This is a genomic window from Lysobacter concretionis Ko07 = DSM 16239 (genome assembly GCF_000768345.1).
Classification (GTDB): Bacteria; Pseudomonadota; Gammaproteobacteria; order Xanthomonadales; family Xanthomonadaceae; genus Novilysobacter; species Novilysobacter concretionis.
On sequence record NZ_AVPS01000001.1, the window covers coordinates 345448 to 368385 of the forward strand.

Sequence of the window (22938 nt, forward strand, 5' to 3'; positions counted from 1 at the left end):
CAGCAGGCCGAGGTGGAAGCGAAGGGGCCAGACTTGGGGCAGTACGGGGGCGCTACGTCACGCTGCCCGCAAAGGCGAAAGCCTACATCGACCAGCATCCGATCCCCTACGACTCCTGGAAGTGCCCAGGCACGCCTTGATTCGGCGCGGACGCCTTACTCCTGCCAGGCTTCATCAAGCGCTTGCCCAGGCACAGCCCCATCGCCGGAGCCCATCTCGCAGACGACTCCGTCCGGGCTGGTCTCCACGAACACGCGCTGCTCGAAATCGACCTCCCATGCCGCCACCGCGTTGACCGGTTGGTCGTGGTCCAGCGGCGCCACGGCGGCCAGGGTGGAGTCGGGCTGATCGTTTCTGAGGCAGTGAAACGCGACGACATGGCCGGGCGGAACTTTGTCGGTCAGTTCGATGGTGTCGACCGGGTGCGTGCTGGCAATCTCGTCGCCCTCGTACACCGAACGGGCCAGCACCAAAGCGGTGGGTATGGAGGATTCGTGCGGTTGGGGTCCGGCCTGGCCGGTGTCGGTCGGGCGGGCTTCCGGCGGGAGTGCTTCGGCCGCGCCAACTCCCGCCCCGTCAGCGTCCGGCGGAGTATCCGCGTCCGCCGCGTACTCGACATAGGCGATCAGGTCGCACAGGCCCTCATTGCCTTGGATGTCGGCCGGGAACATGCAGGTGGCCTCCGCCGGTGCAGGCAATGGCTCTGGTGCGCCCGGACAGGCACCTGCCCGACCGGACGGGCTGACGAGGATCGCGGCGGCAAGCACGACATCAAAGAGGCGCATACGCAGACCCGGAGAGAGGATGCGCCGAGCATTGCCCGTTGTGCGCGCAAAAGTAAACCGGAGTGGCGGAAATCCATCCGGTACAACTGCGACTCCGGATCGACGGCCTCAGATCTCCCGCGCCACCGGCATCGTGCGGGCCTTGCGCAGCGCACGCAGGGCCACACCGAGCACGCCGCCCAGCACCATCGCGCCGCCGAGGAACAGCCGCGGGCCCGGCCGGTCGCCCCAGAAGAGCATGCCCAGCGCCACCGCGAACACGGGCACCAGCAGCAGCCACGGCGTCACCTGGGCGACCGGGTAGCGCTGCATCAGCACGTAATACAGGCCGTGGCCGAGCAGCGAGGAGATGAACGCCGCGTAGGCCACGCCGACCCAGCCGACCCAGCTCACCGATGCCAGCGCGACAATGCCGCCCGGCTCGAACGCCATGCTGATTGCCAGCAGCGGCAGCACCGAAAACACCGCCATCCAGCCCTGCATGCTGAAAGGGTCCAGGCCGTGCAGGCCCTTCATCAGCACGGTGCCGATGGCCATGAACAGTGCCGACACCAGCATCAGCACCACCGCCTGCCAGTTGTCCATCACCGACGGGTCCAGTCCCAGTACCAGCACGCCGCTGAAACTGATCGCGATGGCCAGCCCGGTGCGCCACGCGAACCGCTCGCCCAGCACCAGCCAGGCCAGCACCGCGGTCATCGGGATGTAGCTCTGCATCACGATCGCCGGTGACGACAGGTCGCCGGCCAGTTTCAGCGAGGCGAAACTGAGCCCGAAGTGCAGCACGCCCACGCAGAGGCAGACCGCGACCAGCCGCGGCCATTGCCCTGCCGACGGCCGCTTCATCCAGAACAGCAGGGGCAGCCCGAGCGCCACGAAACGCAGTGCGGTGAACAGGAACGGCGGGATCTCGCGCAGGGCGAATGCCGATGACAGGAAGTTGCCCGCCCAGGCCGTGCAGATCAGCAGTACAAGGAAAATATCGCGCGGAGACATCGGCAGCATCCGGTGGGTGGGTCCGCAGATGCGGGCAACAAGTCAGTCCGCCGCCGCGGGCAGGAGACATCGACAGACGATGGAGGCGGGTGCCTCCGTCGAGGGGCGCATCAGGAAGCCGGGCGGGAAAGGCCGGCCCGTGTGACGGGTGCCGGTGCGATGGACCGCGTTACCGCCCGGGCGCTCAATACGACCAGCCCAGCCTGCGATAGAGCTTCACCAGCACCCACGCCGGCCCGATCAGCAGGTAGGTCAGGTCGGTCAGGAAGCTGGGTTTGCGGCCTTCGTACTTGTGGCCGATGAACTGGCCGATCCAGGCCACCACGAACACGCCGGCCCCCGCCCACAACAACGACACCACACCGAAGCTGTCGAAGATCCAGCGGCAGAGCAGGGCCATCAACACGAACATCGCCAGCATGCCCAGCCCGAGCCGGCGCGACTGGCGGTAATAGAACAGCGTCGCGGCGAAGATCGCCAGCGCGGCCCAGAACCCGGGCCGGAACAGGGTGCCGGGCGCGGGAATGCACCACAGCAGCGCGACCACGCTCCACGCGATCGCGGGCACGCAGACCACATGGATCCACTGGTTGACCGCGTTGCGGTGATCGCCGGAATAGCTCGCGAACCAGCGGTCGATCGGGCGTTCGGCCAAGGCCATGACGGTTCTCCCCATGGGGCATGTAGGAGCGACGTGAGTCGCGACCTGTACATCGTACCCAGCGTTCGGTTGGTCGCGACTCTTGCCGCTCCTGCACGAAGCAGGCTTGGCCGCGACCACGCCTGGTCAGTCGACGCTGATCCCCGCCAGCTTCTGCAGCGCGTCCGCGTACCGCGCGCGGGTGCGATCGATGACTCCGGTCGGCAGCTTCGGCCCCGGTGGGGTCTTGTCCCAGTCCAGCGTTTCCAGGTAGTCGCGCACGATCTGCTTGTCGTAGCTCGGCGGGCTGGTGCCGACGCGGTACTCGTCGGCGGGCCAGTAGCGCGAGGAGTCCGGCGTCAGCATCTCGTCCATCACGTACAGATGGCCGTCCGCGTCGGTGCCGAATTCGAACTTGGTGTCGGCCAGCAGGATGCCGCGCCCGGCCGCGTAGTCGGCCGCGAACTCATACAGCCGCAAGGTCGCATCGCGCACCGCCTCGGCCAGTTCGGCGCCGCACAGGCGCACCGCGGTGTCGAAGTCGATGTTCTCGTCGTGCGCGCCCACCGCCGCCTTGGTCGACGGCGTGAAAATTGGCTTGGCGAGCTTCTCGGCCTGGCGCAGGCCGTCGGGCAATTCGATGCCACTGATGCGGCCGGTGCGCTGGTAGTCCTTCCAGCCGCTGCCGATCACGTAACCGCGGGCGATGCACTCGATCGGCACCGGCTTCAGGCGTTTGGCGACCACCGAACGGCGCGTGTACAGCGACGCATCGACACCATCGGGCAATACCGACGCCACATCGATGCCGGTCAGGTGGTTGCGCACGATGTGCTCGGTCTTGCCGAACCAGAAGTTGCTGATCTGGCACAGCATCTCGCCCTTGCCCGGAATCGGGTCGGGCAGCACCACGTCGAACGCGCTGAGGCGGTCGGTGGCGACCATCAGCAGATAATCGCCCGGCGGCGTGTCGGCCGGCAGGCGCTCGGCCGGCAGGTCGAACACGTCGCGGACCTTGCCGCGATGGCGCAACGGCAGGTCGGGCAGATCGGATTCGGAAAGCGATCGTCGCAGCAGTGTCGTGGACAAATGGAGCCCCTCGGTGGTGCACGCAGCATTGGAGAACCTGCCGCGGGACACCGCTGGCTTCGCGCATGGCGCGCGACAGGGCCGACCAGTGTACGCCGGCTTGCGGTCGCGTGCAGGTACACTGACGACCCATTCCAGATGGCTGTCGGGGCTCGATGAAACGCTGGTACGGAAAACTGCTCGGGCTGTTCGCCGGGGCCGCGCTGATGCGCTTCAACCCCCTGCTCGGCGGGCTGATCGGCCTGCTGATCGGGCACGCGTTCGACATCGACTGGTTCCGTCTGCGCCGTGACGACCCCTACGCCGTGCTCGGCGTCACCACGGATGCCAGCGACGCAGACATCGAGCGCGCCTACCGCCGGCTGATCTCCCAGTACCACCCCGACCGCCTCGATGGTGCCGCCGCCGAGTTGCGCCGCCAGGCCGAGGCCCGGGCGCGCGAGATCAACGGCGCGTACGACCGCATCAAGACCCTGCGCAAACGCAGCTGACCCGCCACCGAGGCACCGACCGCCATGCAACCGACCGTCATCTCGCCGTCCATCCTGTCCGCCGACTTCGCCCGTCTGGGCGAGGAAGTCGACAACGTCCTCAAGGCCGGTGCCGACTGGGTGCATTTCGACGTGATGGACAACCATTACGTGCCCAACCTGACGATCGGCCCGATGGTCTGCGAGGCGCTGCGCAAGCACGGCGTGACCGCGCCGATCGACGTGCACCTGATGGTCGAGCCGGTCGATCGGCTGATCCCGGATTTCGCCAGCGCCGGCGCCACGCTGATCAGTTTCCACCCCGAGGCCAGCCGCCACGTGCATCGGACAATCCAGCTGATCAAGTCGCACGGCTGCCAGGCCGGCGTGGTGCTGAATCCGGCAACCTCGCTGGACGTGCTGGACTGGGTGCTCGACGACCTCGACATGGTGCTGCTGATGTCGGTCAATCCCGGTTTCGGCGGCCAGTCGTTCATTCCCTCCACCTTGCAGAAGCTGCGCCAGGTGCGCGAGCGGATCGATGCCAGCGGCCGCGCGGTCCGGCTCGAGGTCGACGGCGGGGTCAAGCCCGACAACATCGCCGACATCGCCGCGGCCGGTGCCGATACCTTCGTGGCCGGTTCGGCGATCTTCAACGCGCCCGACTACGCCGACGTGATCGGCCGGATGAAGGCCGCGGTGGCTGGCGTGCGCGGCTGAGGCGGTCAACGGAGACCGGTGCTGCTTGCTCCGATCTCCAGCAATGATTGGAGGCAATCCCGCCTCCGTCGGTCGTCCCTGCCATGGCGTTTGATCTTCCTGTGCAGCGATGACCGCCGGATGACAGCGCCAGGTGCCTGTCCGGGCCTGGCATTTGTCCGGGGAGAAGCGGAAAACCGCGCCGGTTTTCACGAACGCGCTGCTAGCCTCGCGGCATGAGCGCACCCGAATCCTCCCCGCACGAGCCGCGCTGGCGGCTGATCCTCAACGGCAAGTCCGGCGACGACGCCTCCTTGCGCGACGCGGTGGGCGCAATGCGCGCCCATGGCGTCGAGCTGGGCGTGCGGGTCACCTGGGAAGCCGGGGACGCGGCGCGCTACGTGGCCGAGGCGATCGCCGACGGCGTCGATACGGTGATTGCCGCCGGCGGCGACGGCACCCTCAGCGAGGTCGCCGGTGCGCTGGCCGATCGCGACGAGGACGCCGACAGCTTGCCCAGCCTGGGGCTGGTGCCGCTGGGCACCGCCAACGATTTCGCCACCACCGCGGGCATCCCCGCGGCGCCCGATGCCGCGCTGGAACTGGTGCGCCTCAGCCGGGCCCAGGCCATCGATCTGCTGCGGATCGACAGCGGCGACCCGGTCGACGGCCTGATCCATTGGTGCGCCAACCTCGCCAGCGGTGGCTTCGGTACCCAGGTCACGGTGGAAACCGACGAGGGCATGAAGAAGGTGCTCGGCGGCCTGGCCTATCTGATCACCGGGATCGCCAGCCTCGGCCAGGTCGAGCCGGTGCCTGCGCGCATCCGCGGCGCGGCGCTCAACGGCGAGCGTTTCCAGTGGGAGGCCGGCTTCATCGCGCTGGGCATCGGCAATGGCCGTCAGGCCGGTGGCGGTCAAATGCTGTGCCCGGACGCGGTGATCGATGACGGCCTGCTCGACCTCACCGTCGTGCCGGAGCTGGAAGGAACGGTCGGCCGCACGGTGGCTGCGTTGTTGACCGAAGGCCGGCACGGTGCGCTGGCCCGCGTGGCCGAACGCCGGCAACTGGCCTGGGTCGATATCGACGCGCCCGCCGGGTTTGTCCTCAGCCTGGATGGCGAGCCGGTCGAATCGGACCGCTTCCGCATCGTCTGCGTGGCCGGCCGGATCCGCATGCACCTGCCGCCGGGCTGTCCGTTGTTGCGTCCGCCGGGCAATCCGCTGCCGGTGGCCGAAGGCGACGGGGAGCCGGAACCGTCGCCGTCGCTGGTGCCGGCGTGAGGGTCTCCGGCCCCGACGAAGCCATCGCACCGGCGCGGCGAACCGGCTAAAGTGTCGCGATGACTTCCAGGGCGAATCCGCATTCCTGCAGTGCCGACACCGGTTGGCGATGGTGGCTTGCCGCCGTCGTCCCCGCCTCGTCGCACTCCAAGGAAATGCCGCATGTCCACGCCCGACACCGACAACCCGCAGTACCGCAAATTCCAGCAGCAGGCCGCTGAAGGCCACACCCGCATCCCGGTGGTGCGCGAGGTGTTCTCCGACCTCGACACCCCGCTGTCGGTCTACCTGAAACTCGCCGACGGCCCGCACACCTACCTGTTCGAATCGGTCGAGGGCGGCGAGCGTTTCGGCCGTTATTCGATCATCGGCCTGCCGGCCACCCGCGTGTACGCCTTCGCCGGCCACACCCTGTATGTCACCGAGCACGGCGAGCTGGTCGAGGCGCGCGAGGTCGCCGATCCGTTCGCCGAGGTCGAGCGCCTTCGCACGCAGTATTCGGTGCCGAAGATCGACGGCCTGCCCGGCTTCACGGGCGGCCTGGTCGGCTGGTTCGGATTCGAGTGCATCCAATACATCGAGCCGCGCCTGGCCGCGCCGGGCCCGGATGGCGAGCCCAAGCCCGACGAGCTGGGCACCCCCGACATCCTGCTGATGCTGAGTGAGGAAGTGGCGGTGTTCGACAATCTCAAGGGCCGGCTGTACCTGATCGTCCACGCCGACCCGGCCGAGCCGCAGGCCTGGGCGCGCGCGAACCGGCGTCTCGACCAGCTGGTGCACCGGCTGCGCAGCAGCGGTACGACGTATCCGGAAACGCTCGACCCGGCCGGCCTGGACGAGGCGGATTTCGTCTCCGGTTTCACCCGAGAAGGCTTCATCAACGCGGTCGAGAAGTCGAAGGAGTACATCCGCGGCGGCGACATCTTCCAGGTCGTGTTGAGCCAGCGCCTGAGCGTGCCGTTCAAGGCCCGCCCGGTGGATGTCTACCGCGCCCTGCGCGCGCTGAATCCATCGCCGTACATGTACTTCCTGGATGTCGGCGAGATGCAGGTGGTCGGCTCCTCGCCGGAGATCCTGGCACGCCTGCAGTACGACGCGGCCGGGCAGGGCACGGTCACGGTGCGTCCGATCGCCGGCACCCGCCCACGCGGTGCGACGCCGGCCGAGGACGACGCGCTGGAAGCCGAGCTGCTGGCCGACCCGAAGGAACGCGCCGAGCACCTGATGCTGATCGACCTGGGCCGCAACGATGTCGGCAGGATCAGCCAGCCGGGCACGGTCGAAGTCGGCGAGCAGTTCGTGATCGAGCGCTACAGCCACGTCATGCACATCGTCAGCGAGGTCACCGGCCGCCTGAAACCGGGCCTGAGCTACGCCGACGTGCTGCGCGCGACGTTCCCGGCCGGCACCGTGTCAGGTGCGCCGAAGATCCGCGCACTGGAAGTGATCCGCGAGCTGGAGCCGATCAAGCGCAATGTCTATGCCGGCTCGATTGGCTACCTGGGCTGGCACGGCGATGCCGACACCGCGATCGCGATCCGCACCGCGGTGATCCAGGACGGCCGCCTGCACGTGCAGGCCGGCGCCGGCATCGTGCACGACTCCGACCCGGTCAAGGAATGGGAAGAAACCATGAGCAAGGGACGCGCGCTGTTCCGCGCGGTCGCCGAAGCGGCGCGGGGGCTTTGACATGCTGCTGATGATCGACAACTACGACAGCTTCACCTGGAACCTCGTGCAGTACCTGCAGGTGCTCGGGGCCGAAGTGAAGGTGGTCCGCAACGACGAGCTGTCGCTGCCGCAGATCGAGGCGCTGGCGCCGGAGCGGATCGTGATCTCGCCCGGGCCGTGCACGCCGAACGAGGCCGGCGTCTCGCTCGAGGTGATCCGGCACCTGGGCGCACGGATCCCACTGCTGGGCGTCTGCCTGGGCCACCAGGCCATCGGCCAGGCCTACGGCGGCGACGTCGTGCGGGCGAAAACGATCATGCACGGCAAGACCTCGCGCATCCGCCACCAGGGCCGGGGCGTGTTCGCCGGCCTGCCGGATGCCTATGAAGCCACGCGTTACCACTCGCTGGTGGTGGCGCGCGAGACCCTGCCCGGGTGTCTGGAGATGACCGCCTGGACCGACACCGAGGACAGCGCCTTCGACGAGATCATGGGCCTGCGCCACCGCGAACACCCGGTCGAAGGCGTGCAGTTCCATCCCGAATCGATCCTGACCGAACACGGCCACGCGCTGCTGAAGAATTTCCTGGAGCGTTGAGAAAGGGCCCCGATATTCCACCGGCAGCTCCGATGTAGGAGCGACGTGAGTCGCGACCCACTGAACCATCCGCTGCGGCCATGACGGGATGTACAGGTCGCCACTCACCGGTGGAGGCATGCCTCCACCACTCCTACGACCGCAGGAAGTCCAGTCGGACGACCGCAGCAAGTCCCCGTGGGGACATAAACCCGAGACAAACAAAAATGCCCATCACCCCGCAAGAAGCCCTGCAACGCACGATCGAACACCGTGAGATCTTCCACGACGAGATGGTCGATCTGATGCGCATGATCATGCGCGGCGAGGTCAGCCCGATGATGACCGCGGCGATCCTGACCGGCCTGCGGGTCAAGAAGGAGACCGTCGGCGAGATCGCCGGTGCGGCGCAGGTGATGCGCGAGTTCGCGCGCCCGGTCGAGGTCGCTGATCGCCGCCATCTGGTCGACATCGTCGGTACCGGTGGCGACGGCGCCAACACGTTCAACATCTCCACCGCGAGCACGTTCGTGATCGCCGCCGCCGGTGGCCGGGTCGCCAAGCACGGCGGCCGCAGCGTGTCGTCCAGGTCGGGCAGCGCGGATGCCCTCGAGGCGCTGGGCGCGGCGATCGAGCTGCAACCCGAACAGGTCGCCCAGTGCATCGCGCGCACCGGCATCGGCTTCATGTACGCGCCGCTGCACCACCCGGCGATGAAGGTGGTCGCTCCGGTGCGCCGCGAGATGGGCGTGCGCACGCTGTTCAACATCCTCGGCCCGCTGACCAATCCGGCCGGCGCGCCGAACATCCTGATGGGCGTGTTCCATCCCGATCTGGTCGGCATCCAGGTGCGGGTGCTCCAGGAGATGGGCGCGCAGCGGGCACTGGTGGTCTGGGGCCGCGATGGCATGGACGAGCTGTCGCTCGGCGCCGGTTCGCTGGTCGGCGAGCTGCGCGACGGCAAGGTGACCGAGTACGAACTGCACCCGGAAGACTTCGGCATCGCGATGTCGGCCAGCCGCAATCTCAAGGTCGATGGCCCGGAAGCCTCCATCGCGATGCTGCGTGAGGTGCTCGACAACCGCCCGGGACCGGCGCTGGACATCGTCGCCCTCAACGCCGGTGCCGCGCTGTACGTGGCCGGCGTCGCCGACAGCATCGCCGATGGCATCGGGCGCGCACGCGAGGCGATTGCCTCCGGCGCGGCGCGCGCCAGGCTGGACGGGTTCGTCGCCACCACGCGCGAACTCGCGGGACAATGAATACCCATCGTCATTACCGCCTTCGCGGCAGCGACAGCACCACCGGAGCCAGCAACACGCAATGACCGACATCCTGCAGAAGATCCTCGCCCGCAAGCACGAGGAGATCGACCAGCGCAGCAAGATCCGCTCGCTGGAAAGCGTGCGCGCCCGCGCCGGCAAGCAGCCGCCGACCCGCGGCTTCGTCGAGGCGATCAAGCGCCGGCACGCGGCGGGCGAGCCGGCGGTGATCGCCGAGATCAAGAAGGCCAGCCCGTCGAAGGGCCTGATCCGCAAGGACTTCGATCCGGCCGCGATCGCGCGCAGCTACCAAGCCGGCGGCGCGGCCTGCCTGTCGGTGCTCACCGACGTCGATTTCTTCCAGGGCAGCAACCGCTACCTGGGCGAGGCGCGCGAAGCCTGCCGCCTGCCGGTGCTGCGCAAGGACTTCATCGTCGATCCCTACCAGGTCTACGAGGCGCGCATGATCGGCGCGGACTGCATCCTGCTGATCGTCGCCGCGCTGGAAGACGGGCCGATGGTGGAGATGGCCAACCTCGCCCACGAGCTGGGCATGGACGTGCTGATGGAAGTCCACGACATCGACGAGCTGGAACGCGCGCTGCAGACCGACTGCGAGCTGGTCGGCATCAACAACCGCAACCTGCGGACCTTCGAGGTCTCGCTGGACACCACCATCGAGCTGAAGGCGGCGATCCCGGCCGACCGCATCGCGGTCACCGAAAGCGGCATCGCCACCCGTCCGGATGTCGCACGCCTGCGGGCGGCTGGGGTGGAGACATTCCTGATCGGCGAGAGCTTCATGCGCGAAGCCGATCCGGGCGCCGCGCTGCAGCGGTTGTTCGCGCCATGAGCGCGACCGGGCCGGCGGACCGGCCCCGCCCGTACCCGTCGGTGGACGAAGGTGCGCCGCTGGTGGTGTTCGACTTCGACCACACCCTGTACGACGGCGATTCCGGCAGCCACCTGTTCCGCTGGCTGATCCAGCGCAGCTGGTGGCGGATGGTGCTGGCCCTGCTGATCGCACCGCTGTTCGGCCCGATGGTGGCGTTCCTGCCGACCCGGCGCGTGGGGATCTCGGGTTTCGTCTGGGCCGGCACCATCGGCCTGCATCGGCCGCGCGACCTCGATGCCGAGATCGACCGCTATGTCGCGTTGCACGGCGGGCAGATCCGCCCGCGCCTGCTGCCGATCGCGCTGGATGTCCTGCACCGCCATCGCGAGGCCGGCGACCGGGTCGTCGTCGCCACCGGCGCGCCGCCGGAACTCGCGCGAGCGATCCTCGCCTTCGTCGCCCACCAGGACGTGCCGGTGGTCGGCACCCAGGTCGGCCCGCGGCTGGGCGGCATCGGCGCCACCCGCCACTGCCATTACGAGATGAAGATGACGATGCTGCGCGAGGCCGGGTTCACCGCCCCCGTCGCGATCGCCTATTCCGACAGCAGCGCCGACCTGCCGCTGCTGCTGGCCGCGCGCAAACCGGTGGTGGTGAACCCGAAAGCGGGCCGGGTCGCGATGTTCCGCAAGGTGCTGCCCGCCGGTACGCCGATCCTCAACTGGGGCTGCGCGGGCCGGGCCGGCGAGCCGGTGGCGTAGGCGGGCGATCCGGCGCCGAATCGAGAGCCGTCGTAGGAGCGACGTAAGTCGCGATCGTGGAGCCGGCGCAGGCGAATCACTATCCAATCGCGACCCACGTCGCTCCTGCCAGAGCCAAGGCAGGCTCGCATCAGCGCGAGTGGGGACCGCAAACAAAACGGGCGACCCGAAGGCCGCCCGTCTTTGTTGCTGCCGGTAGCCGTCGCCGACGTCAGCGTGTGCCGTACAACACCACGGTCTTGCCGCGGGCATGCAGCTTGCCGTCGGCCTGCAGTTTCTTCAGCACGCGGCCGGCCATCTCGCGCGAGCAGCCGACCAGGCGCGACAGTTCCTGCCGCGATACCCGCAACTGGGTGCCATCGGGATGGCTCATCGCCTCGGGTTCGCGCGCCAGGTCGTGCAGGGCGCGGGTGATGCGGTCGGTGACGTCGAGGAATGCCAAGCGGCCGGCCTTGCGGCTGGTGTCGAGCAGGCGCTGGGAAATCTGCGCGGCGATCGAGTACAGCAGTTTGGGAGCGTCCGGTGCCAGGCGCGACAGCATCAGGTCGTACAGGCGCTCGTGGCCGATCTCCGCCAGTTCGCATGGCGTGCGCGTACGCAGGATCACCTCGCGCTGGTCGCTCTCGACAAACAGGCCCAGTTCGCCGACGAACTCGCCGGGGCCGAAGTAGCCCAGTACCAGTTCGCGGTCATCGTCCTCCTCGGTGATGATGCTGACCGAGCCCGACACCACGTAGTACAGCGTGCTGGCGGGATCGCCCGGCCGGAACACGTCCGTGCGCGACGGGTAACGCCGACGGTGGCAGTGGGCGAGGAAGCGTTCAATCGTTGCGCCATCGGGCATCAACGGGCTGTTGGTTCGGCGCAGTACAGTCAAGGTATCTACCTGGGTGGCTGACATGGCAGTGGTTAAGGTTATTCAGGAAGCTTAGGGTGAAGTGGCGTTGAGAGGCAAACTTTGCCCTCTGGTGGCACCGGTGGAGGCGATTTTGCGACGCGCGCCCGGCGGGCCGCATTTTCAACCCGTCGCCAATTGCCGCATAATCGCGCCCTCTCGCCATGTCCGGATAAAAGCATAGTGGTCAAGCCGTTGCCGCGCCTGAGGTTGCAGGGTTTCAACAACCTCACCAAAGCGCTCTCGTTCAACATCTATGACGTCAGTTTTGCCGCCTCGGAAGAGGAGCGGCAACGCTACATCGAGTACATCGACGAGGAGTACAACGCCGATCGCCTGACCCAGATCCTGACGGATGTGGCGGACATCATCGGTGCCAACATCCTCAACATCGCGCGTCAGGACTACGACCCGCAGGGGGCGTCGGTGACGATCCTGATCTCCGAGGAGCCGGTGATCGACAAGTCAGATGCCAAGGGCGTGATCTCCGAGGCGGTGGTCGCGCACATGGACAAGTCGCACATCACCGTGCACACGTATCCGGAGACGCATCCCGACAGCGGCATCGCGACCTTCCGCGCTGACATCGACGTGGCGACCTGCGGCGTGATCTCGCCGCTGAAGGCATTGAACTACCTGATCGAGAGCCTGGAATCCGACATCGTGGTGATGGACTACCGGGTGCGCGGCTTCACCCGCGACATCAAGGGCAAGAAGCACTACATCGATCACCGGATCAACTCGATCCAGGACTACCTGGCCAAGAACATCAAGGCCCGCTACGAGATGCTCGACGTCAACGTCTACCAGGAAAACATCTTCCACACCAAGATGCATCTGAAGGACTTCGACCTGGACCAGTACCTGTTCGAGGAGAAGGCGCGCAACCTGTCGTTCAAGGAGCGCATGAAGATCGAGGCGCGGCTCAAGCGCGAGATCGAGGAGCTGTACCACGGGCGCAACCTGGTCGACTGAGCAGGCCGCCAGGCTCCAGGCACACACACGAAGCGCCGGCAATCCCGGCGCTTCTGCTTTTCTGCGACCCGGTGCTCAATGATCCGGCACAGGCGTGGGGTTGCGGAGACGGAAGCGGGCCCGCGCAGGCATTGCTCCAGCCTCCGTCGGCGCAATCCTGCGCCGAGTCGGCCGCCGGCCATTCATGGCCGGCTGTTACGCAATACCTGCACGGGCCCGCTTCCTCCGTCGCAATCTGGAGGGCTGCGGGTGCGACTTACACCCGATAGGCGATCGTTTTCATCAGCTTCGATGCGCCGGCCATGAGGGTGGGGATCGGTGGCGGCAGGATCCGCGCGCCGGCGGCTTCGGCGTTGTCGGCGTGGCGGGCTTCGTCGGCCTTCATCACCTGCAGGATCGCGCGGCTGCGGGCGTCGGCCGGCGGCAGGGACTGCAGGTGCTCGTCGATATGCGCCTCGACCTGGCGCTCGGTCTCGACCACGAATCCCAGGTTCCAGCCATCACCGCGCAATCCCGCCAGCACGCCGATGGCGTAGCTGCCGCCGTACCACAGCGGGTTGAGCAGGCTGGGACGGTCGTCGAGCTCGCGCAGGCGGTCGGCGCACCAGGCCAGGTGGTCGGTCTCTTCCTGCGCGGCTTCCAGCAGGTGGGCGCGGGTGGCCTCGTCCCGGGCCACGGCGGCCTGGCCGCAATACAGCGCCTGTGCGCAGACCTCGCCGACGTGGTTGACCCGCATCAGGCCGGCGGCGTGGCGGCGCTCCGCGCCTTCGAGCACGACGTCGGGTTCGGCGAGGCCGGGATTGGGCCGCATCGCCGGCGGCGTGCCGAACACGGTTTCCAGTGCGCGTTGGGTTTCGTCAATAAAGCGGTCCAGGGCGGTCAGGCGGCGTGCGTTCATGCGGTCGATTCCAGTGGGGGCGGGCGGTGGGGATTTTGCTCGTCGTCTTCGCGATGGCGGGATCCATGGACGTTGCATCCGGGCACTTCACTTCCCCGGATGATCAGCCCTTTGCGCCGTTGTGGAGCGCTTCCGGCCTTCACGGGCTGACGAGTGAGCATTTGTCACGGGGCATCACGCTGGCGGGCTGGGGTTGTGACATTGCCCGGCGCGGCCAGCGCCTCGGCCAGGAACACCAGCGGATGCTGCACGTCCAGCGCGGTGCCGCCGGCCAGGTGCAACCGGCAACCGATGTTGGCGCTGAGCAGCCGGGTGGCACCGCTGGCGGCCAGTTGGGCCACCAGCGGTTCACGGTACGACGCGGCGCGCCCGGGATCGGTCAGCATCTGGCTGCCGGCCGCCCCGCAGCAGCCATAGCCGGCGTCGATCTCGACCACCACCAGTCCCGGCACCCGCGCCAGCAGGCGTCGCAGCGCGGGCACGGTTCCAACCACGTTGCGCTGGGTGCAGGGAAGGTGCAGGGCGATACGTTCGCGGCGTTCGAGAAACGTCAATTGCTCCCGGTGCCGGTCGAGGAATGCCAGCGCGTCCACGGCCGATCCATCCAGCGCGCCGGCGACCGATTCGTGGCAGCCGCTGGCCAGGGTCAGCACCTGCCGGTATCCGGCAAAGGCCGCGTGGTTGATCGCCGCCAGCCGCGAGGCCTGGTCGAGGTTGCCGGCGTGGGCATGGATCGCACCACAACACGTCTGCCCCGCAGGCATCACCAGTTCGACGGACAGCGCCGAGCAGAGCCGGCCCAGCGCGGCGCGGGCATCCGCTTCGTACGCGCCCGCGACGCAGCCGACGAACACGGCGGTTGGCGTGCCGCCATCGTGCTGCCGGATGCCGGCCAAAGAGGCGGGGGCCGAAACGGACGGGCCGGGGCGCGGCGGACGCGGCAATCCCCGCAGCCTGGCCGGAAGCAGGCGGTACGCGCGCCGGTAGAGGCCGAGCAGGCCGGTCAGCAGCCGCGGCCGCGCGGTGAGTGCTTCGAGTGCGCGTTGCAACAGTCCGGCGCCGCGCCGCGCGCGTTGACGCCCGCGCGCGCTGATCAGCAGTGCGCCATACTCCACGCCCGCCGGGCAGACGGCTTCGCAGCTCCGACAGCCCAGGCAGTGATCCAGATGCGCATCGCCCACCGGACCCGGCTCGATCGTGTCCAGTGCCCAGGCGCGGGCGAGGGCGATCCGGCCGCGCGGGGATTCCGCTTCCACCCGGTCATGGCCGTAGGTCGGGCACACCGGCAGGCACAGCCCGCATTGCACGCAGCGATCGGCCAGGGCAACCAGTGGATCCACGGCGGTCGGTCGGGTAGCGGCGGGCATGGAAGGGATGTTACCATTCGCGATTCAGTGGCTTGCGGAGCTCTGCGGGGCCCGCTATCATTTCGCCTCTTTCGTTCCGCAGATCACAACGCGCGGCAAAATTCCGGCGTCGACCCTCATTGGGAAGACAGCGGAATCAGCCCGGCCAGGTACCCATAAGAAGCCCAGTCATGAAGACTTTCACCGCCAAGAACGAGACCGTCCAGCGTGACTGGTACGTCGTCGATGCCGCCGGCAAGACCCTCGGCCGCCTTTCCGCCGAACTCGCCCGCCGCCTGCGTGGCAAGCACAAGCCCGTGTACACCCCGCACGTCGATACCGGCGACTACCTGGTCGTCATCAACGCCGAGAAGATCGTGGTGACCGGCAACAAGCTGGCCGACAAGAAGTACCACCGCTTCACCGGCTACATCGGCAACCTGAAGACCGAGACCCTCGGCCAGGCGCTTGAGCGCCATCCGGAGCGTGTCATCGAGACCGCGGTCAAGGGCATGCTGCCGAAGAATCCGCTCGGCCGCGCCATGTACCGCAAGCTCAAGGTCTACGCAGGCCCCGAGCATCCGCACACCGCCCAGCAGCCGCAGCCGCTGGATATTTAAGGTCAACTGACATGGCAATCCAGCAGAACTACGGCACCGGCCGCCGCAAGTCCTCCACCGCCCGCGTGTACCTGCGCAAGGGCGAAGGCAACATCACCATCAACAAGCGTTCGATCGAGGAGTTCTTCGGCCGCGAGACCGCGCGCATGATCGTGCGCCAGCCGCTCGAGCTGACCCAGTCGACCGACAAGTTCGACGTCAATGTCACGGTTGCCGGCGGCGGCACCACCGGTCAGGCCGGCGCGATCCGCCTGGGCATCTCGCGCGCACTGGTCGAGTACGACGAGTCGCTCAAGAGCGAGCTGCGCAAGGCCGGTTTCATGACCCGCGATGCGCGCGAAGTCGAGCGCAAGAAGGTCGGTCTGCACAAGGCCCGTCGCGCCACCCAGTTCTCCAAGCGCTGATACCACTGCGCTACAATCCGCTTCTATAGCCCCGTCGCCAAGCGGTAAGGCACCTGACTCTGACTCAGGCATTCGGTGGTTCGAATCCATCCGGGGCTGCCAAACCTCAAAAAACCCGTCTCCATGGCGGGTTTTTTGTTGCCTGCGTACAAGCGGTTACACTTGAAACCATTCGCGCCGAGGCGCTGCATACGGAGTTTTCAATGAAGCTTGGTTCCCTCAAGGAAGGCGGCCGCGACGGCACGTTGATCGTGGTCGCGCGCGACCTGAGCCGGGCGGTGCGCGCCACCGGCATCGCCGATACGCTGCAGCAAGCGCTGGAGGACTGGTCGAACATCGCCCCGCGCCTCAACGCCTTGTCGGAAAAGCTCAATGCCGGTGATGTGGAAGGCGCCTTCACGCTGGATCCGGTCGCGCTGGCCGCGCCCTTGCCGCGCGCCTACGAGTTCGTCGACGGCAGCGCCTACCTGCCGCATGTCGAGCGCGTGCGCCGTGCGCGTGGCGCGCAGGTGCCGGAGAGTTTCTATACCGATCCGTTGATGTACCAGGGCGTGAGCGCAGGCTTCTATGGTCCGCGCGATCCCGTGCAGGTGCCCAGCGAGGAGTTCGGCATCGACCTGGAGGCCGAGCTGGTGGTCATCACCGACGACGTGCCGATGGCGGTGTCGCCCGGGCAGGCGGCCGAGCACATCCAGCTGATCGGCCTGATCAACGACGTGTCGCTGCGCAACCTGATCCCGGGCGAGCTGGCCAAGGGGTTCGGCTTCCTGCAGTCCAAGCCGCGCTCCGCCCTGAGCCCGGTGTTCGTGACGCCCGACGAGCTGGGCGATGCCTGGCGCGACAGCAAGGTGCACCTGCCGATGCTGACCCACGTCAACGGCAAGTGGTTCGGCGCGCCCGAGGCGGGCGTCGACATGCAGTTCAACTTCGCCCAGCTGATCGCCCATGCGGCCCGCACGCGGCCGTTGTCGGCCGGGGCGATTGTCGGATCGGGCACGATCGCCAACGAGGACACCAGCCTGGGGGCTTCATGCTTCGCCGAGCTGCGCACGGTGGAAACCCTGCGCGACGGCAAGCCGAGCACGCCGTTCATGAGCTTCGGTGATACCGTTCGCATCGAGATGCTGGATGCGCAGGGCAACAGCGTGTTCGGCGCCATCGAGCAGCGGATCGACCGCCACGGCAGCTGATATCCGGTGCACGCCCGCCGGCGGGGCGGTCGACAGGACAGGATTTCACTGGGCATGCAGGGTTCGGGCGAGGGGTGCAGCGGTGCAGGCAGGGCAGGGAAGGGAGCAGATGGCCGATCAACTACAGCTGTACTCGTACTGGCGATCCAGCGCGGCGTTCCGCGTGCGCATCGGCCTGAACCTCAAGGGGCTGGTCTACGAGACGGTGCCGGTGCATCTGCTGCGCGACGGTGGCGAGCAGCACGCCGACGACTACCGCGAGCTCAATCCGCAGGAGCTGGTGCCGGTGCTCAAGCACGGTGAACGGGTGCTGCGGCAGTCGGTCGCGATCCTGGAGTACCTCGACGAGACCTGGCCGACGCCGCCGCTGCTGCCGGTCAGCGGCCGTGATCGCCAGCGGGTGCGGGCGCTGGCGCAGGCGGTGGCCTGCGACATCCACCCGCTCAACAACCTGCGCGTGCTGCAGTATTTCGACCGCACCTGGAACGTGCCCCAGCCGGAGCGCGACGAATGGGTGCGGCACTGGATCGTGGAGGGCTTTTCCGCGATCGAGGCGACCTTGAACGACCACCCCGCCACCGGCGTGTTCTGCGAGGGCGACATCCCCGGCCTGGCCGATTGCTGCCTGATCCCGCAGGTCTACAACGCCCGCCGCTTCGCGGTCGACATGCGGCAGTTCCCGACCATTGCCCGGATCGAGCGCGCCTGCCTGGCCTTGCCGGCGTTCGACGCGGCGCGGCCGGAGATGCAGCCCGACGCGCCGCCGGCGAACTGAGCGGCGGGCTGCGGCTAACGGGCGTCCTATCGATCCGTGCCCGGTAGGAGCGGCTTCAGCCGCGAACACGCAGGATCCGCAGCCACATTGCGCTCCCATATCCCCGGCGATCCTCACCAACGCGGCCCTGTCAACGACTGCGCGTCGCAGCGGATCGGGCAACGTCTGGGGCTGCAATGTACTGGTCGCGGCTGAAGCCGCTCCTACGCTCGGAGGAGATCCAATCGGAAGATCGGGTGATGCCGCGCGAACCCGCTGTTGCAGGCACGATGCCAGTCGCGACCCCACTGGCAATCGATAACGCGCGTTCACGCCGCGACAATCCGGACGGTGGAAGCCTGCGTTTCCTCGCCGGATCTTGTCGGGTCACGGGTCGCGACTCACGTCGCTCCTACAAGCACGTCGGCCGGCTACTGGGTCGAGAACACCTCGGCATACGGGTCGTGCTCGGCGCCGGCGCCTTCGGACAGGCGGAATTTCAACGCCAGCCCGTCACGCGAATCGGCGGCACGCAACGCCTCCTCGATATCGATCTTGCCTTCCTTCTGCAGCCGGAACAGGCACTGGTCGAAGGTCTCCATCCCCGCTTCCAGCGACTGCTCCATCGCGTGCTTGATCTCATGGACCTGGCCGCGGCGCATCAGGTCGCGGATATGCGGGGTGTTGATCAGCACCTCGGCGGCCGGCAGCCGGCGGCCATCAACGCCGATCACCAGCCGCTGCGAGATCACCGCCTGCAGGTTCAGCGCCAGGTTCATCAGCACGTTCTTGTGCGCGCCCTCGGGGAAGAAGTTGAGGATGCGCTCGATGGTCTGGTCGGCATTGTTGGAGTGCAGCGTGGCCAGGCACAGGTGGCCGGTCTCGGCGAACGCGATGGCCGCTTCCATGGTGGTCTGATCGAGGATCTCGCCGATCAGGATCACGTCGGGCGCCTCGCGCATCGCGTTCTTCAGCGCGTTCTGGAAGGCGTGGGTATCCAGGCCGACCTCGCGCTGGTTGACCAGCGAGCGCTTGTGCCGGTGCAGGTATTCGATCGGGTCCTCGATGGTGAGGATGTGGCCGGAGACGTTGCTGTTGCGGTGGTCGATCATCGACGCCAGCGTGGTCGACTTGCCCGAGCCGGTCGAGCCGACGATCAGCACCAGTCCGCGCGGCTCCAGGATGATGTTCTTGAGCACCTGCGGCAGTTGCAGCTCCTCGATCGACGGGATCACGCTGCGGATCGCACGGATCACCATGCCGACCTCGCCGCGCTGCTTGAACACGTTGACGCGGAAACGACCGGTGTCGGGCAGCGCATAGGCCATGTTCAATTCCAGGTCGCGCTCGAACTGCGGCACCTGGCCCTCGCCCATCAGCGAATAGGCGATCTTCTTGACCATCCCCGGCGGCAGGCCGGTATTGCCCAGTGGATGCAGCCGGCCCTCGATCTTGATGTACACCGGCGCGCCGGTGCTCAAGAACATGTCCGACGCATTCTTTTCCGTCATCAGCTTCAGGAAATAGCCGATGTCCATGCACGTACTCTCCCCGTTGAGCTGGCGTATCGTTGCAACCCACACGCCGGCTTGATCACAATGGCCGCGCGACAGACTACCGCCACGGCTCCCCTATGCATCGCAGCTTCTCACAAATCCGCCCCTTGCTACTGGGCACAGTTCTCGCTTGCGCACTCGGCGCATGCGCCACTTTGCCGCCGCCGACCAGCGAGCTCGGCGCCGCCCAGCAATCGCTGACGCGCGCCACCAACGCCGACGCCGACCAGTACGCCGGTGAGCAGCTGGCGCTGGCCCGCGACGGACTCGGCCGGGCGCAGGCCGCGATGGCGGGCGGTCGCAACGATGTCGCCCGTGCACTCGCGCTGGCCTCCCAGGCCGATGCCGATCTGGCCTATGCGCTCAGCGCGGAGGCCCAGGCCGCCGCCGAGCTGGCGCAGCGCAGGAGCGAGGTCAGGCACCTGCAGGGCCGCCTCCAGGCGGGAGGTGACCGATGAAACCGCATACGACCTTGTGCACCGCCATCCTTGCCGCGGTGCTCGCCGCGGCGATCCCTTTGCAGGCGCAGGCACAACCGCAGAGCCGGCGGTCGGTGGATGCGGACGTCGCGCAGTTGACCCAGCAGCTGATCGCGCTGGACGCCAATCCCGATTACGCCAACGCGGCCGCCTACGAGCGCCTGCAGGCACGCCAGGCGATCGATGTCCTGGCCGGTGCGCGCAGCAGCCAGGTCGAAGGCGCCTACTACGTCGCCCAGCGGCGGGTGCAGATCGCCGAGGTTGCCGCCCGCACCGCACTGATGCGGCAGCAGACCCAGCAACTGGACCGCGAGCGCAGCGAGTTGCTGGTCGAGGCCAGTCGCCGCGACGCCGCGCGGGCCCGCGCGGAGGCCGAGCGCCTGCGCGTGGAGGCCCAGATCCAGGCCGAAGAGGCCGCGCGCCTGCGGCAGCAGAGCGAGAGCGATGCGGAAGCGATGGCCGATGTCGAAACCGCGTTGAAGGGCGTCGCCGGCGCGCAGGCTGCCAAGCTCAGGGCGGCCAGGGCGCGTGAGGCGGAATTGGCGCGACAGGAGGCGGAACTGCTCGGCAAGAAGCCTGCCAAGGCCGACAAATCGAAGAAAAAGTGAACCGGTATTTCGTAAAAATATTGTTATATATCAACCGCTTGCCATGCCGTGGCCCCGCCGTGACGGGGTTTGCGGACAAGCGCGCCAATCTGGTTCCGTGATGCGCGCCTGGATGCGCCTGACCGCCCCTTGCCGGTGCCGGGCGCCAGGAGTAGGGTCGGATATCCAGGCGGCCTGTTTCCCGCTTGGCGATGAGCCAGCAACATGACGCAACCCGTTGGTCCGGATCAGGCAATCCCCGCCGCTGCAGTCGATGCGTTCCCGTGGGGCCGGAACGGCCGTGTAGAGGCGGATCCCGCCGGATCCGACCGGATCGAAGTGTCATGACACCCCCCAACGCCTCGGCCTTCCCGCCGGGGCGTTTGTCTATCTGCTGAAGGAGGTTTCAATGTTCGACGACCAATCGCAGTCTGAAATCGAGGCGCTGATCAAGGCCAATCCCGAATTCAAGCAGCTGTACCAGCGCCACAAGAAGCTCGACAAGAAGGTGATGGATGCGGAGCTCGGCGTGTTGCCGATCGACACCACCACGCTGGCGCAGATGAAGCGTGAAAAGCTGGTCGCCAAGGATCGCCTCACCAGGATGTACGCCTCCCGCATGAACTGACGCCGCTGCCGGGGCAGGTCACAGCCCCGCTGAACGGTCTGACCGCTGGTGGTGGCGACCCCTTCCCCCGGTTGCCACTGCCAGCATCCCTTAGAATCCCTCGCATCTGCCGCATCTGCCGGCGCCAGGGTTCGCCCCCGACATGCCCATTGCCACCTCCGTCCTCGACCTGATCGGCAACACGCCGATCGTCAAGGCGCAACACCTCGATACCGGCGTCTGCGAGCTGTATTTCAAGCTCGAATCGCAAAATCCCGGCGGCTCGATCAAGGACCGCATCGGCCTGCAGATGATCGCCGCGGCCGAAGCCCGCGGTGACATCCAGCCCGGCGACACCCTGGTCGAAGGCACCGCCGGCAACACCGGGCTCGGCCTGGCCCTGGTCGCCCAGCAGAAGGGCTACAAGCTGATCCTCGTGGTGCCCGACAAGATGAGCCGGGAGAAGATCTTCAACCTCAAGGCGATGGGCGCGCAGGTCGTGCTGACGCGCTCGGATGTCGCCAAGGGTCATCCGGACTACTACCAGGACCTGGCCGAACGGCTCGCGCGCGAGACGCCGGGCGCGTACTTCATCAACCAGTTCGGCAACCCCGACAATCCGGCCGCGCACGAGCATGGCACCGGGCCGGAGATCCTCGCCCAGATGGCCGAGGTCGGTGGCCTGGACGCGATCGTGTTCGGTTGCGGCAGCTCCGGCACCATGACCGGCCTGTCGCGCTGTTTCGCCAGACTCTCGCCGCACACCGAGCTGGTGCTGGCCGACCCGGTCGGCTCGATCCTGACCGAGTACATCAACGAGGGCACGCTGAGCGACAAGTCGGCCAGCTGGATGGTCGAGGGCATCGGCGAGGACTTCCTGCCGCCCATTTCCGACTTCAGCCGGGTCACCAAGGCGTATGCGATCAGCGACAAGGAGAGCTTCCTGACCGCGCGCATGCTGTTGGAGAAGGAGGGCATCCTCGGTGGCTCGTCCACCGGCACCCAGCTCGCCGCCGCGCTGAAGTACTGCCGCGAGCAGACCACCCCGAAACGCGTACTGGTGCTGGTCTGCGACACCGGCAACAAGTACTTGTCGAAGATGTACAACGACTACTGGATGCTCGACAACGGCTTCCTGGAGCGCGAGCAGCATGGCGACCTGCGCGACCTGATCCTGCGCCCGTTCTCCCAGCGCGACACCGTCGTGGTCGGTCCCGACGACCTGCTGGTCACCGCCTACCAGCGCATGAAGCTGTACGACGTCAGCCAGTTGCCGGTGATGGCCGACGACCAGCTGGTCGGCATCCTCGACGAGTCCGACGCGCTGCTGCACGTCTACGGCGACGAGGCGCGCTTCCGCGACCCCGTCTCCACCGCGATGGTCAGCAAGCTCGACAAGGTCGACGTGCGCGCGCCGATCGAGGCACTGCTGCCGGTGTTCGACCGCGGCCACGTCGCGATCATTGCCGACGGCGACCACTTCCTCGGCCTGATCACCCGGATCGACCTGCTGAACCATTTGCGGCGGCGGGTGGAGTAGCCGGCCTGCACTGACCCTG

The 22938-nt window shown here is 67.4% G+C and carries 25 protein-coding genes and 1 tRNA gene; 18 read left to right on the plus strand and 8 right to left on the minus strand.

What is annotated here, in order from left to right; all coding sequences use genetic code 11:
* Positions 1–155: 155 nt before the first annotated feature.
* From N792_RS14140 to N792_RS01415, 4 genes are all read right to left on the minus strand, one after another.
* Positions 156–671 (minus strand): hypothetical protein, encoded by a 516-nt coding sequence (locus N792_RS14140; protein ID WP_052103246.1) that lies wholly within the window; start codon positions 669–671, stop codon positions 156–158.
* A gap of 222 nt (positions 672–893) precedes the next feature.
* Positions 894–1781 (minus strand): DMT family transporter, encoded by an 888-nt coding sequence (locus N792_RS01405; RefSeq protein WP_191150489.1) that lies wholly within the window; start codon positions 1779–1781, stop codon positions 894–896.
* A 184-nt stretch (positions 1782–1965) separates the two neighbouring features.
* A complete protein-coding gene (locus tag N792_RS01410; protein WP_156969251.1) occupies positions 1966–2442 on the minus strand; it encodes an Mpo1 family 2-hydroxy fatty acid dioxygenase in 477 nt (158 codons plus the stop codon).
* Between the two features lie 126 nt (positions 2443–2568).
* Positions 2569–3510, minus strand: a complete 942-nt coding sequence (locus N792_RS01415; protein ID WP_036191757.1) for a phosphoribosylaminoimidazolesuccinocarboxamide synthase — start codon at positions 3508–3510, stop codon at positions 2569–2571.
* A gap of 155 nt (positions 3511–3665) precedes the next feature.
* Here N792_RS01415 and N792_RS01420 point away from each other — a divergent pair, with 155 nt between their 5' ends.
* From N792_RS01420 to N792_RS01455, 8 genes are all read left to right on the plus strand, one after another.
* The gene (locus N792_RS01420; protein WP_036191759.1) at positions 3666–4001 is read left to right on the plus strand and encodes a J domain-containing protein; all 336 of its coding nucleotides are present in this window, start codon (positions 3666–3668) and stop codon (positions 3999–4001) included.
* Positions 4002–4025: 24 nt separating this feature from the next.
* Positions 4026–4700, plus strand: coding sequence for a ribulose-phosphate 3-epimerase (gene rpe / locus N792_RS01425; RefSeq protein ID WP_036191763.1), 675 nt, complete (start codon positions 4026–4028; stop codon positions 4698–4700).
* A 215-nt stretch (positions 4701–4915) separates the two neighbouring features.
* The gene (yegS, locus tag N792_RS01430; RefSeq protein WP_084105271.1) at positions 4916–5962 is read left to right on the plus strand and encodes a lipid kinase YegS; all 1047 of its coding nucleotides are present in this window, start codon (positions 4916–4918) and stop codon (positions 5960–5962) included.
* 162 nt (positions 5963–6124) lie between these two features.
* Positions 6125–7651 (plus strand): anthranilate synthase component I, encoded by a 1527-nt coding sequence (gene trpE, locus N792_RS01435; protein ID WP_052103247.1) that lies wholly within the window; start codon positions 6125–6127, stop codon positions 7649–7651.
* Between the two features lies 1 nt (position 7652).
* Positions 7653–8231 carry an anthranilate synthase component II gene (locus N792_RS01440; protein WP_036191765.1) on the plus strand — a complete coding sequence of 193 codons (579 nt, stop codon included), beginning with the start codon at positions 7653–7655 and terminating at the stop codon, positions 8229–8231.
* Positions 8232–8437: 206 nt separating this feature from the next.
* The gene (gene trpD / locus N792_RS01445; protein WP_036191768.1) at positions 8438–9472 is read left to right on the plus strand and encodes an anthranilate phosphoribosyltransferase; all 1035 of its coding nucleotides are present in this window, start codon (positions 8438–8440) and stop codon (positions 9470–9472) included.
* A gap of 61 nt (positions 9473–9533) precedes the next feature.
* A complete protein-coding gene (gene trpC / locus N792_RS01450; RefSeq protein WP_036191771.1) occupies positions 9534–10325 on the plus strand; it encodes an indole-3-glycerol phosphate synthase TrpC in 792 nt (263 codons plus the stop codon).
* Entirely contained in the window at positions 10322–11068 is a 747-nt protein-coding gene (locus N792_RS01455; RefSeq protein WP_052103248.1) for a haloacid dehalogenase-like hydrolase, read from the plus strand. The genes trpC and N792_RS01455 overlap by 4 nt, the downstream gene beginning before the upstream one ends.
* Positions 11069–11279: 211 nt before the next feature.
* On the opposite strand, the gene crp is transcribed toward N792_RS01455, so the two are convergent.
* A complete protein-coding gene (gene crp / locus N792_RS01460; RefSeq protein WP_036191773.1) occupies positions 11280–11969 on the minus strand; it encodes a cAMP-activated global transcriptional regulator CRP in 690 nt (229 codons plus the stop codon).
* A 177-nt stretch (positions 11970–12146) separates the two neighbouring features.
* Between crp and speD the strand changes: the two genes are divergently transcribed.
* Complete coding sequence (gene speD, locus N792_RS01465) at positions 12147–12938, plus strand: adenosylmethionine decarboxylase (protein WP_036191777.1); 792 nt, start codon at positions 12147–12149, stop codon at positions 12936–12938.
* Between the two features lie 256 nt (positions 12939–13194).
* On the opposite strand, the gene coq7 is transcribed toward speD, so the two are convergent.
* Both coq7 and N792_RS01475 read right to left on the minus strand, forming a co-directional pair.
* Positions 13195–13836 carry a 2-polyprenyl-3-methyl-6-methoxy-1,4-benzoquinone monooxygenase gene (gene coq7, locus N792_RS01470; RefSeq protein ID WP_036191780.1) on the minus strand — a complete coding sequence of 214 codons (642 nt, stop codon included), beginning with the start codon at positions 13834–13836 and terminating at the stop codon, positions 13195–13197.
* Between the two features lie 164 nt (positions 13837–14000).
* Positions 14001–15203, minus strand: coding sequence for a (Fe-S)-binding protein (locus tag N792_RS01475; RefSeq protein WP_052103249.1), 1203 nt, complete (start codon positions 15201–15203; stop codon positions 14001–14003).
* A gap of 170 nt (positions 15204–15373) precedes the next feature.
* Between N792_RS01475 and rplM the strand changes: the two genes are divergently transcribed.
* The 5 genes from rplM to maiA all read left to right on the plus strand — a co-directional run bounded on the left by rplM (position 15374) and on the right by maiA (position 18171).
* On the plus strand, positions 15374–15802 hold the full coding sequence (rplM, locus tag N792_RS01480) for a 50S ribosomal protein L13 (protein ID WP_036191783.1): 429 nt from the start codon (positions 15374–15376) through the stop codon (positions 15800–15802).
* 11 nt (positions 15803–15813) lie between these two features.
* A complete protein-coding gene (rpsI, locus tag N792_RS01485) occupies positions 15814–16206 on the plus strand; it encodes a 30S ribosomal protein S9 (RefSeq protein WP_036191786.1) in 393 nt (130 codons plus the stop codon).
* 27 nt (positions 16207–16233) lie between these two features.
* Positions 16234–16308, plus strand: a tRNA-Gln gene (locus N792_RS01490).
* Positions 16309–16409: 101 nt separating this feature from the next.
* Complete coding sequence (locus N792_RS01495; protein WP_036191790.1) at positions 16410–17396, plus strand: fumarylacetoacetate hydrolase family protein; 987 nt, start codon at positions 16410–16412, stop codon at positions 17394–17396.
* A gap of 109 nt (positions 17397–17505) precedes the next feature.
* A complete protein-coding gene (gene maiA / locus N792_RS01500) occupies positions 17506–18171 on the plus strand; it encodes a maleylacetoacetate isomerase (RefSeq protein ID WP_036191793.1) in 666 nt (221 codons plus the stop codon).
* Between the two features lie 410 nt (positions 18172–18581).
* Here maiA and N792_RS01505 read toward each other — a convergent pair whose 3' ends face one another.
* Complete coding sequence (locus N792_RS01505) at positions 18582–19688, minus strand: PilT/PilU family type 4a pilus ATPase (protein WP_036191796.1); 1107 nt, start codon at positions 19686–19688, stop codon at positions 18582–18584.
* Positions 19689–19861: 173 nt separating this feature from the next.
* On the opposite strand from N792_RS01505, the gene N792_RS01510 reads away from it, so the two are divergent.
* The 4 genes from N792_RS01510 (at position 19862) to N792_RS01525 (ending at position 22919) form a co-directional block, all read left to right on the plus strand.
* Entirely contained in the window at positions 19862–20164 is a 303-nt protein-coding gene (locus tag N792_RS01510) for a DUF4398 domain-containing protein (RefSeq protein WP_052103250.1), read from the plus strand.
* Positions 20161–20793, plus strand: a complete 633-nt coding sequence (locus tag N792_RS01515; RefSeq protein ID WP_052103251.1) for a hypothetical protein — start codon at positions 20161–20163, stop codon at positions 20791–20793. The genes N792_RS01510 and N792_RS01515 overlap by 4 nt, the downstream gene beginning before the upstream one ends.
* A 388-nt stretch (positions 20794–21181) precedes the next feature.
* The gene (locus N792_RS01520) at positions 21182–21400 is read left to right on the plus strand and encodes an HP1242/YdcH family protein (RefSeq protein ID WP_036191802.1); all 219 of its coding nucleotides are present in this window, start codon (positions 21182–21184) and stop codon (positions 21398–21400) included.
* A 142-nt stretch (positions 21401–21542) separates the two neighbouring features.
* The gene (locus tag N792_RS01525; protein ID WP_036191804.1) at positions 21543–22919 is read left to right on the plus strand and encodes a pyridoxal-phosphate dependent enzyme; all 1377 of its coding nucleotides are present in this window, start codon (positions 21543–21545) and stop codon (positions 22917–22919) included.
* The last annotated feature ends 19 nt before the right edge of the window (positions 22920–22938 follow it).

Coding starts and splice junctions, on each gene's coding strand:
- N792_RS01410 (WP_156969251.1), bottom strand. CDS start 2,442: ATGGCCTTGGCCGAACGCCCGATCGACCGCTGGTTCGCGAGCTATTCC.
- maiA (WP_036191793.1), top strand. CDS start 17,506: ATGGCCGATCAACTACAGCTGTACTCGTACTGGCGATCCAGCGCGGCG.
- N792_RS01495 (WP_036191790.1), top strand. CDS start 16,410: ATGAAGCTTGGTTCCCTCAAGGAAGGCGGCCGCGACGGCACGTTGATC.
- coq7 (WP_036191780.1), bottom strand. CDS start 13,836: ATGAACGCACGCCGCCTGACCGCCCTGGACCGCTTTATTGACGAAACC.
- N792_RS01505 (WP_036191796.1), bottom strand. CDS start 19,688: ATGGACATCGGCTATTTCCTGAAGCTGATGACGGAAAAGAATGCGTCG.
- trpC (WP_036191771.1), top strand. CDS start 9,534: ATGACCGACATCCTGCAGAAGATCCTCGCCCGCAAGCACGAGGAGATC.
- N792_RS14140 (WP_052103246.1), bottom strand. CDS start 671: ATGTTCCCGGCCGACATCCAAGGCAATGAGGGCCTGTGCGACCTGATC.
- N792_RS01475 (WP_052103249.1), bottom strand. CDS start 15,203: ATGCCCGCCGCTACCCGACCGACCGCCGTGGATCCACTGGTTGCCCTG.
- trpD (WP_036191768.1), top strand. CDS start 8,438: ATGCCCATCACCCCGCAAGAAGCCCTGCAACGCACGATCGAACACCGT.
- rpe (WP_036191763.1), top strand. CDS start 4,026: ATGCAACCGACCGTCATCTCGCCGTCCATCCTGTCCGCCGACTTCGCC.
- N792_RS01440 (WP_036191765.1), top strand. CDS start 7,653: ATGCTGCTGATGATCGACAACTACGACAGCTTCACCTGGAACCTCGTG.
- N792_RS01405 (WP_191150489.1), bottom strand. CDS start 1,781: ATGTCTCCGCGCGATATTTTCCTTGTACTGCTGATCTGCACGGCCTGG.
- crp (WP_036191773.1), bottom strand. CDS start 11,969: ATGTCAGCCACCCAGGTAGATACCTTGACTGTACTGCGCCGAACCAAC.
- yegS (WP_084105271.1), top strand. CDS start 4,916: ATGAGCGCACCCGAATCCTCCCCGCACGAGCCGCGCTGGCGGCTGATC.
- rpsI (WP_036191786.1), top strand. CDS start 15,814: ATGGCAATCCAGCAGAACTACGGCACCGGCCGCCGCAAGTCCTCCACC.
- rplM (WP_036191783.1), top strand. CDS start 15,374: ATGAAGACTTTCACCGCCAAGAACGAGACCGTCCAGCGTGACTGGTAC.
- trpE (WP_052103247.1), top strand. CDS start 6,125: ATGTCCACGCCCGACACCGACAACCCGCAGTACCGCAAATTCCAGCAG.
- N792_RS01455 (WP_052103248.1), top strand. CDS start 10,322: ATGAGCGCGACCGGGCCGGCGGACCGGCCCCGCCCGTACCCGTCGGTG.
- N792_RS01420 (WP_036191759.1), top strand. CDS start 3,666: ATGAAACGCTGGTACGGAAAACTGCTCGGGCTGTTCGCCGGGGCCGCG.
- N792_RS01515 (WP_052103251.1), top strand. CDS start 20,161: ATGAAACCGCATACGACCTTGTGCACCGCCATCCTTGCCGCGGTGCTC.
- N792_RS01525 (WP_036191804.1), top strand. CDS start 21,543: ATGCCCATTGCCACCTCCGTCCTCGACCTGATCGGCAACACGCCGATC.
- N792_RS01520 (WP_036191802.1), top strand. CDS start 21,182: ATGTTCGACGACCAATCGCAGTCTGAAATCGAGGCGCTGATCAAGGCC.